At 42.8% G+C, this 13,035-nt stretch carries 11 protein-coding genes; 3 read left to right on the forward strand and 8 right to left on the reverse strand.

The window, feature by feature from the left end:
• Positions 1-111: 111 nt before the first annotated feature.
• Complete coding sequence (locus HC965_RS15620; protein ID WP_191032335.1) at positions 112-1,809, reverse strand: lipopolysaccharide assembly protein LapB; 1,698 nt, start codon at positions 1,807-1,809, stop codon at positions 112-114.
• Between the two features lie 180 nt (positions 1,810-1,989).
• On the opposite strand from HC965_RS15620, the gene HC965_RS15625 reads away from it, so the two are divergent.
• The 3 genes from HC965_RS15625 (at position 1,990) to recO (ending at position 4,919) form a co-directional block, all read left to right on the forward strand.
• Positions 1,990-2,928, forward strand: coding sequence for a hypothetical protein (locus HC965_RS15625; RefSeq protein WP_191032336.1), 939 nt, complete (start codon positions 1,990-1,992; stop codon positions 2,926-2,928).
• Complete coding sequence (locus HC965_RS15630; protein ID WP_191032337.1) at positions 2,925-4,118, forward strand: acyloxyacyl hydrolase; 1,194 nt, start codon at positions 2,925-2,927, stop codon at positions 4,116-4,118. Before HC965_RS15625 ends, HC965_RS15630 begins: the two co-directional genes overlap by 4 nt.
• 72 nt (positions 4,119-4,190) lie before the next feature.
• The gene (recO, locus tag HC965_RS15635; protein ID WP_191032338.1) at positions 4,191-4,919 is read left to right on the forward strand and encodes a DNA repair protein RecO; all 729 of its coding nucleotides are present in this window, start codon (positions 4,191-4,193) and stop codon (positions 4,917-4,919) included.
• Positions 4,920-5,289: 370 nt separating this feature from the next.
• On the opposite strand, the gene HC965_RS15640 is transcribed toward recO, so the two are convergent.
• From HC965_RS15640 to murG, 7 genes are all read right to left on the reverse strand, one after another.
• Complete coding sequence (locus tag HC965_RS15640; protein WP_167961374.1) at positions 5,290-5,739, reverse strand: GatB/YqeY domain-containing protein; 450 nt, start codon at positions 5,737-5,739, stop codon at positions 5,290-5,292.
• A gap of 93 nt (positions 5,740-5,832) precedes the next feature.
• On the reverse strand, positions 5,833-7,143 hold the full coding sequence (gene ftsZ / locus HC965_RS15645; protein WP_191032339.1) for a cell division protein FtsZ: 1,311 nt from the start codon (positions 7,141-7,143) through the stop codon (positions 5,833-5,835).
• 55 nt (positions 7,144-7,198) lie between these two features.
• Complete coding sequence (ftsA, locus tag HC965_RS15650; RefSeq protein ID WP_191032340.1) at positions 7,199-8,653, reverse strand: cell division protein FtsA; 1,455 nt, start codon at positions 8,651-8,653, stop codon at positions 7,199-7,201.
• A 78-nt stretch (positions 8,654-8,731) separates the two neighbouring features.
• Positions 8,732-9,469 carry a cell division protein FtsQ/DivIB gene (locus HC965_RS15655; protein ID WP_191032341.1) on the reverse strand — a complete coding sequence of 246 codons (738 nt, stop codon included), beginning with the start codon at positions 9,467-9,469 and terminating at the stop codon, positions 8,732-8,734.
• Between the two features lie 5 nt (positions 9,470-9,474).
• Entirely contained in the window at positions 9,475-10,851 is a 1,377-nt protein-coding gene (murC, locus tag HC965_RS15660; protein WP_191032342.1) for a UDP-N-acetylmuramate--L-alanine ligase, read from the reverse strand.
• A gap of 84 nt (positions 10,852-10,935) precedes the next feature.
• Positions 10,936-11,862 (reverse strand): HNH endonuclease, encoded by a 927-nt coding sequence (locus tag HC965_RS15665; RefSeq protein ID WP_191032343.1) that lies wholly within the window; start codon positions 11,860-11,862, stop codon positions 10,936-10,938.
• A 3-nt stretch (positions 11,863-11,865) separates the two neighbouring features.
• Positions 11,866-12,999 carry an undecaprenyldiphospho-muramoylpentapeptide beta-N-acetylglucosaminyltransferase gene (gene murG, locus HC965_RS15670; RefSeq protein WP_191032657.1) on the reverse strand — a complete coding sequence of 378 codons (1,134 nt, stop codon included), beginning with the start codon at positions 12,997-12,999 and terminating at the stop codon, positions 11,866-11,868.
• Positions 13,000-13,035: the final 36 nt, after the last annotated feature.

Genomic DNA, 13,035 nt, shown 5'->3' on the forward strand with positions numbered 1-13,035 from the left:
GCAAAAGACGTTTTTCGGCGTGGACAAAAGACTGTTGATAATCAGTAGTTTATGCACTTTTGCGTGGACGGCTTCTTAAACTGTAGTTTATTTCCTTCTAAAATGAAGGTATTAGTGCATATTTTCAATCAAGTACTCATATAATGTAGCATTATCATTCAGCAATGCAATGTTCAGTTTTTCTCTAAGCCTAAGCCGTTTTTTTCTTACTGAATCGCTTGCAATATTTAGTAACTTCGCTTCTGTGTTAGTGTCAAATCCGCACATACATAAACAGCAATACAAAAAGTCTTGTTCTGGTAAATTGGGGCATAAACTATATATGTATTTTGATAAATTTGGATAGATATATGTTATTTCATCTGCAATGAGTTCCCATTGTTTATCTGTTATTAATGGCTTATCATTTCTTGGCTTATTTTGTTTGGCTAATCGTACCAACTCTTTAAATACCGGTGAATTTTCTAGAGATTTATGTTGTAATTCCTTATAATTGCTAGTTAAAAGTGATATTTCTTCCTCTATCTTATTATAGTTGTCATCTTTTTCTTTAAATGTGTCTAATAACTTTTTTCTCTCTTCCAATTCTAATGAGACATAGAGAAAATCTGTTTTAATCCGGTTTAATTCATCGCGTTGTCTTTGGATTTTCTCTTTTACTTGTTTTCGATATAATAAGTACACTATCGTTATCAATAATAAGCATGAAATGCAGATAACTGAAAATATAATGTAGCTTTGTTGTTTAATCTTTAATCTATCGACTTCTTGGCTGATTTTTAAATGATTATATTTAGATTCTATGTTTAATATCTTAGATTGGTTGTCAGCGTATACGATAGAATCTACCATGTCAACATATTCTTCCAGGTAGGCAAGCGCTTCTTTATAGTTTCTCTCTGCATTATGGATTTGATAATATAAATAATTGATGCTACACGTATATTGGGGATCATCTTGTGGCATTTTAGATAATAGTTCTTTAGCTTTATCTATAGAATCAGTTGTGGTATATAAGTCAATCAGTGCTACATAATCAGGCATTTTTTCTTTTCCCGTCGATAATGCTTTAAGAAAGTACTTTTCGGCTTTATTATATTCTTCTCGCATTACATAAATATTTCCTAAAGCATTATTTATTGAAGCGGTAACTTCTATATCTTTAGTATTAGCTGCTACGGAATCAGCGATAGTCAGTATTTCTAAAACACGTGATAATGAGTCTATGCATGCATATTCACGTCCTATGTTTTTTAATGCACAGGCATAACTATCTGTATTATTTTCTTTTTTGAAACATTCGGCAGCGGTCTCGTATTTTTTGATAGCTTCTGTGAACATGAATTTTTCTCTATACAAATCACCTATATAGCCATATGTGTATCCAGTGAGATTATTGAGATGATTCTTTTCTGTAATCTCTAAGGCATTGGTGTATATTGACATTGCTTTATCATAATCTCCTTCTGCAAAATAGGCGCGGCCTAAATAAATTAAGATTTGCGCTTGTTCATTGGGAGTGCCATATGATGAATACCAATCATAAGCTCTCTCAAATTGATAAGTTGGTAGAATGTCATTGAAGATTTTATCTGTTACTTTTCCTGATAGCATACACCAGCGTGCAAATGTTCCGTCGTCTAACTTTTCGGGGGATGGTATATTGCTTAGCATATTTGATGCACTGTCGGGATTAACTTCAATGATTTTCTCGATTTCATTGAGTAGTTTATCGGAATCGGTATGTTGTTTACTACATCCTGATAGTAGAAATGTCAATGTGAATAATATATAGATAAGCTTTTTCATCAGTTTGTGTGTTTTAGTTTTGTTATAAAAGTAGTCTATTTTTCGATAGGATGTCATTTAATCGGATTTTATTTAGGGAATTTTCTCTCACAGGATTAGATTTTTAACTGAATGCGCGGTCTTATGTTTTAAAATATATACTACTTTTGTCCTCAACAAAAACGACAAAAGAACAACGTCATGAAAAAATTCATAGACTTAACGGCATATCTTCTTATTCTATTGGTGTTTTATGGTTGCAACGGTGATGTATTTGTTGATGATTTCCGGTCTTCCGATTCCGAACTGACTTTGGATGGGAACGGTGATGTTAAAACCATCCGATTTGCATCTTCTAATTGGGATTTTTTAATATATACTTATAGTGATGGTTTCTCTTATCCATATAAAATCTATGATGAGGATGGTAACCTGACAACGACAGGAGAAGTTGCATATTTGGAGGGATTGGGAAAGGTTGTGTGTGATGAAGATTTGACAGGCTTCACAATAGAACGCAGTAACTCTAAAGAACTGAAGATTACAGTGGACGAAAATGCCCGAGCTACTAACTTCCGATTCATGATTATGGCGGCCAATGAATATGAATACCAGGAAATTTATGTTGATATTTCGCCGTCGGACAGATATGTGTTCGATCATATCACTTATTCTTTAGATGCGTATTCTTATGCAAAGAAAAGAGAGAAACAGAAGAGTTTCGTGCAAAGTAACGGTTGGGATATTCCTTATCCTTGTCCCTTGTTTCCATACGAGAATGCTCGTTATGAAGTAATATTCAGTAGTGAAATGCCTGGAGCCTTTCAACTTTTGGGAGGAGGCAATTTGACAGTAGAAATACCGAGTATGAAAAGCGGATATTTGGGGTTGAATGGTAAGCAGGCACAATATTCTTCTGTACAACAGACACTGCCTCTCCCCGATACGGGGCAGATAGAAGTTCCTATCCCGGCTTATACAACTCAGCGTATTACTCTATGGATGGACTATGAATGGTTTGAAACAAGATACACTCTCCATGCCACTCATCCCAAGACAGGAAAACAACGGGTCATAACCGGTATGTTGCAGAGTAAAATGCCCGGGGAATATGAAATAAAACAGGAGGATTTCAAATGACTAAAAATGTAAAAGTCAAACAGTTACTGTATGTTATTTACCTGTTGGTACTCCTGACAGTTGGCGGAAAATTGAAGGCACAGATAGTTGAGAAACATAGGATTGGTTTGGACATTCGTCCGGGCTATGTTGTTCCGACAAACAGTTTTCTTGAAGGAGATAATTTGCAGCAGAAAATCATCGAACAATCGCTCTCTCTGCATCTGAAGTATGCTTTCCAGTTTAGTAAAGATTCCAATTTGGGCAGGATGTATCCTCATGCCTATCAGGGAATCGGTGTTTCGTACAATACTTTCTACTGCCCTGCTGAATTAGGGAACCCGGTGACGGTATATGCCTTTCAAGGGGCACCCATAGTACGACTTTCGTCTCGTCTGTCGTTTGATTATGAGTGGAATTTCGGAGCATCTTTCGGCTGGAAGAAATATGACGAACAATATAATCCACAGAATGAGGTTATCGGTTCTAAAATCAATGCTTATATCAACCTGGGATTTCTACTGAACTGGCAGTTTCATCCGCAATGGAAACTTGCGGCAGGTGTAGACTTCACGCATTTTTCTAATGGAAATACTCATTATCCTAATGGAGGACTCAATATCATCGGTGGGAGAGTCGGTATTGTACGTACTTTTGGCGATACAGATAATACGTCCGAAGGAAGAGTTCCCAAACGATTGTTCATAAAGCCACACGTCAGCTATGATTTGGTGTTGTATGGCGCAACTCGCAAAAGGGGATTCGTTAAAGACAATGTGCCGAGTTTGGTGCCCGGTTCGTTTGGTATCGCAGGGCTCAATTTTGCTCCGATGTATAATTTCAATAACTATTTCCGGGCGGGACTTTCTATGGATGCGCAGTATGACGAAAGTGCTAATATCAAGGATTATAAACTGGAAGGAAGCTATTCGGACGATTTAAAGTTTCATCGTCCTCCTTTCCGTGAGCAATTTGCGGTGGGGCTGTCCCTTCGTGCAGAACTGGTGATGCCGATTTTCTCAATCAATGCCGGATTTGGACGAAACTTGATAGGTAGTGGAGAGGATACGAAAGGTTTCTATCAGATTCTGGCTCTTAAGACTTACGTCACCCGCCATTTGTTTCTGCATGTAGGATACCAGTTGAGAGAGTTCAAAGACCCTAATAATCTGATGTTGGGGATAGGATATAGATTCCATGATAAGAGGTAAGCGAGTAATATTCGTTGTGTGGAATACTTTTTTTTGTAATTTTGTTCCGGATTGATAATGAGATAGTTTGCTATGTTACAAAAAACAAAAGGAATAGTCCTGCATACGTTAAAATATAATGATACGTCCATCATTGTAGATATGTACACGGAATTGTCCGGTAGGGCTTCTTTCCTTGTAGCAGTACCTCGTTCGCGAAAGGCGGCAGTAAAGTCCGTCCTATTCCAACCGTTGTCTTTTATTGAATTTGAAGCAGATTACAGACCGAATACGACTCTCTATCGTGTGAAGGAAGCGAAATCTTTTTATCCTTTTTCTTCCATTCCTTATGACCCGTACAAGTCTGCGATGGCACTTTTCCTTGCGGAGTTCCTTTACCGTGCTATCCGGGAAGAAGCTGAAAACCGTCCCTTGTTTGCCTATCTTCAACATTCTATTATCTGGCTGGATGAGTGTGGCGAGGGTTTTGCCAATTTCCATTTAGTTTTCCTGATGCGTCTTTCCCGCTTTTTGGGACTTTATCCCAATCTCGAAGATTATCATACCGGCGATTATTTCGACTTGCTGAATGCCTGCTTCACTTCGATTCGTCCCCAACTACATTCATCTTATATCAAGCCCGATGAGGCCGGGCGTCTTCGCCGACTGATGCGCATGAATTATGAGACGATGCATCTTTTCGGTCTGAGCCGTGCGGAACGTACCCGATGCCTGACAACCATAAATGATTATTATAGCCTGCATTTGCCGGACTTCCCGGCTTTAAAATCACTGGAAGTACTGAAGGAATTATTTGACTAAGGCTGCTAAAGTCCGCCATCCCTGGGGATAGTTTCTGTTTCCCGGCTCTGAACACTTTGTTTCAAGCTGCTGAACATTTTGTTTCAAGGCTTGAAACAATTAGTTTCCCCGGTATGAAACTGTTTGTTTCTCGGTGTGAAACACTTTGTTTCCCGGCATGAAACAAACAGTTCCAACGGATGAAACTGTTTCTGAAACTATTTGATAAAAAAATAAGGTGACAATAGAAAGCACGCAGCCCTTCTATTATCACCTTATTATCACTGTCTATTGTCACTCTAAGATTGCTGATTACCAATGGGATGGCTTGAAAAAGTGACAAGTGACAATAAAAACAGCATGAAACTCTTTGTGTAGAGTCGTTGGGAAGTTATCCCAAAAGTTCTTTCACTTTTGCGGAGATGGCACGTCCTTCTGCAAGGCCGGCCAACTTCTTGGAAGCAACTCCCATCACTTTACCCATATCCTTACCGCTGGTAGCACCTACCTCGGCGATGATTTCCTTCAATGCAGCTTCCAGTTCTTCGGCAGACATTTGTTTCGGCAAGAATTTTTCCATAACGGCTACCTGACCCAATTCCACGTCAGCCAAGTCCTGACGACCCTGTCCGATATAGATTTCAGCAGAATCTTTTCCTTGTTTTACCAGTTTCTGAATGATTTTGAGTGCTGCATCATCTGTCAGTGTATCATTAGCTCCCGGAGCAGTCTTTGCTTCCAGGAAAAACTTCTTTATATTTCTCAAAGTTTCCAAGGCAACTTTGTCTTTTGCCTTCATTGCGGTTTTAATGTCTTCGCTGACTTGTTCGAATAAATCCATATCTTTATCTAATTTACAATAACATATTAATTTAAAAACACGAGAGTGGCTATCTTCCTCCTTCTCCTTGGGAGAGGGTCGGGGAGAGAGTTCTTAGAACGTAATCACTCCGTTGTCATCTGTCGCTTCTTCCGTCGCTACTTCTTCTTCAAGAGCCGCTTTCGTGCGAATCTTAGTCAGAGTCGTCTTATCGCGCATATACGTAGGAGAATCCTCTACCATGGCGATGATGTCGTCGTTGTCCAAGTCTTCCGTGTTGAAGAGATAGATGTGTCGGCGTTTGCGGAGACTCTTGCTTCCGATGTTGCTGGCACTTTCGCCGTATGCCTTGCGGATACGTTCCTTGTTCTTCTCTTTCTCTTCTTCCAGTTGCAACTGGCGTTCTTCCTCTTCCTGACTGCGTGCTGCATGCAGGCTGTCCATACCGGGAACGTCTTCTACACCGAATCCGGTTGCCAATACGGTAATCTTCACTCTTGACTCCAGGGAATTGTCGATGGCAACACCCCAGATTACTTCCACACCTTCGCGGAATTTGCTCATGAACTCGTGTATCTCGTTCATTTCCTCCATCATCAGTTCCGACGATGGGCAGAAAGATACGTTCAGCATTACCTTCTTGGCGTTGAAGATATCGTTATTATTGAGCAATGGAGAATGGAGGGCGTCGTCGATGGCCTTGGTGACACGGTTCTCTCCTTCGCCGAATCCGGTACTCATGATGGCAACCCCACCATCTTTCAGGATGGTCTTGACATCGGCAAAGTCCAGGTTGACCGTACCACGCATGGTGATAATCTCGGCAATGCTTTTGGCGGCAATGGAGAGGGTATCATCAGCTTTGCCGAAGGCGTTCATAAAGGTAAGGTCGGCATATATTTCGCGCAGGCGTTCGTTGTTGATAACCAGCAGGGCATCAACGTGCTGGGCGATGCGTTCCACGCCGTCCAGTGCCTGGATGATTTTCTTTTCTCCTTCGAAGATAAAGGGGATGGTGACGATACCGACAGTCAGGATATCCATTTCCTTCGCGATGCGGGCAATGACAGGGGCGGCTCCGGTTCCGGTTCCTCCTCCCATTCCGGCGGTGATGAATACCATCTTGGTGCCGTCGTTCAGTTGGCTTTTGATATCTTCTATACTTTCTTCGGCGGCGTCGCGTGCCCGTTCGGGACGGTTGCCGGCTCCAAGTCCTTGGGTGATGCTACGGCCCAGTTGCAGTTTCACCGGGACGGGTGATTCGGCTAATGCCTGGTTGTCCGTGTTGCAAAGAACGAACGTTACATCATGGATACCTTCCCGGTACATGTGGTTTACAGCGTTACCACCACCACCACCTACACCAATCACTTTGATGATCTTCGGTGAATCTGTCGGGAAATCGAATTGTACTATCTCGTCCATATCTTGATTGAATTATGAATTACAAAATTATGAGTTACAAGCTGTGCTCCGGGAATTATTTCATATCGTCGTCGGAGAAGATTTCTTTCGTCAGCGAGTCAATCTTGCGCTGAATCCAGCTCGGGCCAGCTTCTCTTTTCCGTCTTTCCTTCTCTTCTTTCTCCTTCTGCTTACGGAGCTTTTCCGCTTCTTTGGCTGCTATTTTCGCTTCCCGTTCCTCCTCCTCTTTTTTGAGTCGGGCGATGCGGGCTTGCTCTTTCAGTTCCTGGTCGTCCTCAAACATATCTACCGTTTTGTGGACTTCCACTGGTTCCGGTCTGGAAGTCGTCGGAGTGGGAGCAGGCTGCGGAGCGGTTTCTGTCAGGCAGCAGTTTTGGTTTCCTTCAAACAGAAGTCCGAACAGGGTGTTTTGCGAACCGTCTTTTTTCAGGATATTGCTTGGGGCATGAACCGTGTTGCGAGGAAGTTTCGCCATCCGTATTTTCTCTACTTTACTGCGTTTGCGCAGCATTTCTTCGATATTCTTCAGATTGGCGGTTCCTCCTGTCAGGATGATTCCTGCCAGCAGTTTGTCATCAAAACCGGATAGCTGTACCTGGTTCCACACGTTGGCGATGATTTCTTCGGCACGGGCTTCGATGATATTGTTGAGGTCGGCTACTTTGAGGGTACGGCTGTCGTCGTCCAGTTTGCAGGTAGCTTCTTCTTGTTCCGGGTCTTCCTCGTAGAGGGCGTCACCATAGGCTTTCTTCAGGCGTTCCGCTTCTTCTTCCTCCATTTGCAGGGTGGTGATGTCGCGCGTGATGCTGTTGCCACCTAGCGGCAGTACGGTCAGGAAGCGGAGAATGTTGTTCTTGTAAACAGAGATGGTGGTCGTGTCAGCGCCGAGGTCGATGAGTGCGCAACCCGAACGGCGTTCGCTTTCCGTCAATACGGCGTTGGCTGTAACGAGTGGAGCAATCAGTTGGTCGGCAATGTCGATTTTAGCCTGTTGGAAACAGTGTTCCAGGTTCTTACGTACGGAAGCGCGGGCAACGATATTGAGGAAGCGGCCTTCGATATGGCTTCCTACCAGTCCGACGGGATTGGCTTGCAGGTTATTGCCTACCTTATATTCCTGTGGCGCTACGTCCAGTATATCCATATCGACCACCGGGATGGCGATATTCTCGTCACCGATAGCGCTTACGAGCTCTTCCGATATGATGGCTTCATCTTCCAGGTCGCGACTTACTACGTTGCGGACTGTGCGGAGTGACTGTCCGCCGATGCCTACATATACTTTGGCAATTGAGTTTTTCAACTCACCTTCCAGTCTGTTGATGATAGAAGTAAGGCTTTGTGCCGTCTTGTCCAGGTTAAAGATTACTCCCTTACGGATGAACGTAGAAGAGTCTTCCTGGGCATATGCCAATACCTGCATACTTCCGTCACTGTTCTTTCTTCCGGCCACACCGGTTATCTTCGATGAACCAAGTTCAATAGCGGCGATAAATTCTGTTGTTGCCATCTCTTTATTTACAATTTAATTATTTACAATTTACTATTTAGAGAGACTTGTCACTCATCACTCATAATCTATTACTCATCACTCTCTCTTCGTGCAGATAATTTGGTTACTGAACTCGAGGTTGATGCGTGAATACTTGTTCCAGCCTACCTGGTTGAGTCCTTTCTTATAGAATTCTTTCAGGCGTGCCAGTTTGTTTTCAAAGTTTTCCAGTTTGCCTAGATAGATAAGGTGGTCGCCTACACGCGGCACTAATTCGATACTGCGGTCGGACAGCACATGAATTTGTTCTATCTGGGCATCCCAAAACTTATTGTTATGCAAAAATACACCAAACTTATATAAATCCTTCATTGCAAACGACTTTTCTACGTTTCCGGTGACAATTACCCGGTGCGCGACGCATTTTGCTTCCGGTGGCATGACGGTTCCTTTGTTGTCGAGGTAGTAATTCTCGCCGTTGGCACTCATCACCCGCAGGATGGGGATACGCTGTGTCACCTCCACGCAGACTTTACCGCTTGGGGTTTTGTAACATTCTGCTTCATCAATCAACGGATGCTTGCTTAGCTCCCGTTCCAACGACTTGGTGGAGATGCGCTCCATCTTTTTCCCGATAGGATAGATGCCTTTATGCTGAAGGATACCTTTCAGTTCGTCCTTGGTGATGAAGCCGGCGTAAGCGGTATCCTTGATAACCAGTTCCATGTCACGGCAGGTCTGGTCGGCAGGCTTGCGGTTGAAGGCGCTGATAGCTACGACGAGGTAGGCTATAAGCACCAGCATGACGATGGACAGAAGGATTCTCTTTACCATAAGCTTTATCGGTTTTCGAGGATTTTACAAATCCCGGGGACATAGTTGTCGATGTCTCCGGCTCCCAAAGTTATTAATACTTCAATGTTTTTATCTTTCAGAATGTTCAGTATATCTTCCTTTTTGCACATACTTTTTTCGATGCCGGGGCGTAGATTGTCATAGATTAACTGACTGGTGACGCCGGGAATCGGTGCTTCACGTGCCGGGTAGATGTCTACAAGGATTACTTCATCGAGCAGCGAGAGGCTGTCGGCAAAGTCCTGGTAGAAGTCACGCGTACGAGTGTAAAGATGCGGCTGGAAGATGGCTGTGATTTTCTTGTCTTTGTAAAGCTCACGCATAGACAGCACGCTCTGTTTGATTTCAGAGGGGTGGTGTGCGTAGTCGCTTAGGAAGACAATGCGGTCGTTCTTGATTTTGAAATCGAACCGGCGGTCTACTCCGCGGAAACTGGCCATTCCTCTTTTGATTTCCTCGGCAGTCACTCCGTTCAGGTATGCCAGTGCCATGGCAGCTACGCCATTCTCTATGTTGATGCTTACCGGAACTCCCAGTTGGATGTCGTTGATACGGGTGTCCGGGGCTACAAAGTCAATGAATATTTCTCCGTTGCCGATGCGGATGTTCTCTGCGTGGAAATCTCCTTCGTCACGTGAATAGGTATAGACACGTACGCCGGGCTGTACTTTCGGTTGTAGGGAGATGCCTTTGCGGATAATCAGTGCGCCACCCGGTTGGATAAGGGTGGTGTAGTGCTCGAAACTTTCCAGGTAGGCTTCCGCTGTTCCGTAGATGTCGAGGTGGTCCGGGTCTGTCGAGGTGATGACAGACATAAATGGAGACAACCAGTGAAAAGAGCGGTCGAACTCGTCTGCTTCGATTACCGTATAAGGACTTTCCTGGGAAAGCAGCAGGTTGGTTCCGTAATTCTTCGAGATTCCTCCGAGGAAGGCGGTACATTCTACGTGTGACTGGTGAAACAGATGGGCTGTCATGGTAGACGTGGTAGTCTTGCCATGAGTACCTGCCACGCATAATCCTTTGCTCGAATGGGTAATCGTTCCCAATACCTGGGCGCGTTTCTGTATTTCGAATCCGTTGTTGCGGAAATAGACTAATTCTTCGTGTTCCTGCGGAACGGCGGGAGTAAATATGACGAGGGTGCTTTCCTTGTCTTTGCAGGCTTCCGGAATCAGGTCGACGTTTTCTTCGTAATGTATTTGTGCGCCTTCGGCGATTAGTGTTTCAGTCAATGGAGTGGGCGTGCGGTCGTATCCTGCCACTACTTTGCCTTTGAAGAGAAAGTAGCGTACAAGCGCACTCATACCGATGCCGCCGGCACCAACGAAGTAGACTGATTTTATTGTTTCGATATTCATTGATAAGTAGTCTCTAATTTTGTAATTAACTTTGTGAAATATTCATCTATCTTTGGGCGTAATTCTATGCTCTCTTCTTGAGTATTAGTTAGCACCATATTTTTTTATGATTTCTATTATTTCTTCTGGTTTATATGGTGGATTCATTCTATGTACCATAGAATGACAATTAGAACATAATGGAATTAAATCTTTTTGAGGGTCAGTTCCTTCATAACCTACTGAATTTGAAAGAGTTTTTATTGAAATAATATGGTGTACTTCAATGTAATCTTTTCCTAATTCGCCGTATTGTTGTTGAAAATCAAAACCACAAATATTACACTTACAACCTTTCAATTCGATACATTTATTACGGGCTTCTTTGCTTCTTTTAATTGCTTGTGTTGTAGCTATATAGCTTTTCTTTTCATCGTAAAGATTATACTTGTGTTCTTCTGATATACTATTTGTTAATATATCATTTACATATTGAATCACTTCTTGCCGAATAGTGTTATCACTATCTTTATTTGCATACCAAATATTTGATTGACCGTGTCCACTACCATTATTTGATTTGGAGCTAGGTATTTCAAAATTTCTATCATTTTGAGAAATTAAAACGGCATTTGAAGCATCGCATATCAAATTGTAATTTATATTCACTTCATTATAAATACGAGTAGTCCTTTTATCAGATACTTCTTTTTCATATACTCTCGCTTTTTGATAAAAGCCTGCAATCACTCTTTTCCCATTTTTTCCTTGACAGGTGAATATAACAAGAACATCGTCTAAGTATTTGCCATGTGCGTCTTGACAAATTTCTATTTTTGAAATTTTGTTTAAATTTACTCGACAATGCGGGGCTGTATATCCATAACATTTTCCATTGTCATTTTTAAAATTAAATAATTCGTGCCCAAAACCTCGGGAATCAACATATCTACCTCCTCCGATAACATTTTGTTCAAAACCACTATATTTTTCCATATTTGTAATATGGTCAAAGAATATTTTTTTTTCCATAATTTATTGTCCTTTTAAATGAAATGTCATTTCTGCCAGCTTTATTACCTCTTGGGCGATGATTCTCGCTGAATCGGGTAAGGCTAACTTGGCGATATTTTCACTTAGTTCTTTTAGCTTCCGCTCGTCGTTGACGGTGGACAGGGCTACATCCATCAAAATGCTTTCCGCTTCACTGTCTTTGACGTAGATGGCTGCCTGCTTGTTTACCAGTGCTAAGGCATTCTTAGTCTGATGGTCTTCCGCCACATTGGGCGAAGGCACTAAGGCGACCGGTTTATGCAAAAGGCAGAACTCGGAGATTGACCCTGCTCCTGCACGGGAGATAACAAGGTCGGCGGCGGCATAAGCGGCTGCCATATCTTTGATAAAATCTGTCACGTACAGGTTCGGGAGTTCTCCTGCCGCTTTCACGGCTTCGGTCACTTGCGGGTAATAGTATTTTCCTGTTTGCCAGATGAACTGCACGTCGCTGTTCTCTTTGATAGTCGTTAATCCGGCTGTCAGTGTATTGTTAATAGTGCGTGCTCCCAAACTCCCCCCTACGATGAGGATTGTTTTTTTACCCGGTTGCAGATTGAAAGAACGCAATGCGTCTTCTTTGGACGGCATCTCTTTCGTCAGATTCTGTCGCACCGGATTGCCTGTCATAATGATTTTATCCGCAGGGAAGAACTTTTCCATTCCATCATAAGCAACGCAAATAGCTTTTGCTTTCTGTGCCAGTAGTTTATTGGTTACTCCGGCATATGAGTTCTGCTCCTGTATCAGAGTAGGGACACCCATCATTCCGGCAGTCTTTAAGGTCGGTCCACTGGCGTAACCGCCTACACCTACCGCTACTTGCGGACGGAAGTTCTTGATAACTTTGCGAGCTTTCCACTGACTGCGTATCAGCTTGATTACTACCGAAACGTTTTTCCATAAATGCTTGCGGTCGAAGCCGGCTATCGGCAGACCGATAATCTGATAGCCTGCATCGGGGACCCGTTGCATCTCCATACGTCCTTCTGCTCCTACAAAGAGTATTTTTGCGTCGGGACGCAGTTCCATTATAGCGTTCGCAATGGAGACAGCAGGAAAGATATGTCCTCCTGTGCCCCCACCGCTAATGATAATTCTAAGTTCTTTTTCCATCATAATCCTTTCTTTCTATCCGTTGCTCATCCTTTC

The organism is Bacteroides sp. GM023 (genome assembly GCF_014750685.1).
Classification (GTDB): domain Bacteria; phylum Bacteroidota; class Bacteroidia; order Bacteroidales; family Bacteroidaceae; genus Bacteroides.

Coding starts and splice junctions, on each gene's coding strand:
- HC965_RS15620 (WP_191032335.1), bottom strand. CDS start 1,809: ATGAAAAAGCTTATCTATATATTATTCACATTGACATTTCTACTATCA.
- HC965_RS15625 (WP_191032336.1), top strand. CDS start 1,990: ATGAAAAAATTCATAGACTTAACGGCATATCTTCTTATTCTATTGGTG.
- HC965_RS15630 (WP_191032337.1), top strand. CDS start 2,925: ATGACTAAAAATGTAAAAGTCAAACAGTTACTGTATGTTATTTACCTG.
- recO (WP_191032338.1), top strand. CDS start 4,191: ATGTTACAAAAAACAAAAGGAATAGTCCTGCATACGTTAAAATATAAT.
- HC965_RS15640 (WP_167961374.1), bottom strand. CDS start 5,739: ATGGATTTATTCGAACAAGTCAGCGAAGACATTAAAACCGCAATGAAG.
- ftsZ (WP_191032339.1), bottom strand. CDS start 7,143: ATGGACGAGATAGTACAATTCGATTTCCCGACAGATTCACCGAAGATC.
- ftsA (WP_191032340.1), bottom strand. CDS start 8,653: ATGGCAACAACAGAATTTATCGCCGCTATTGAACTTGGTTCATCGAAG.
- HC965_RS15655 (WP_191032341.1), bottom strand. CDS start 9,469: ATGGTAAAGAGAATCCTTCTGTCCATCGTCATGCTGGTGCTTATAGCC.
- murC (WP_191032342.1), bottom strand. CDS start 10,851: ATGAATATCGAAACAATAAAATCAGTCTACTTCGTTGGTGCCGGCGGC.
- HC965_RS15665 (WP_191032343.1), bottom strand. CDS start 11,862: ATGGAAAAAAAAATATTCTTTGACCATATTACAAATATGGAAAAATAT.
- murG (WP_191032657.1), bottom strand. CDS start 12,999: ATGGAAAAAGAACTTAGAATTATCATTAGCGGTGGGGGCACAGGAGGA.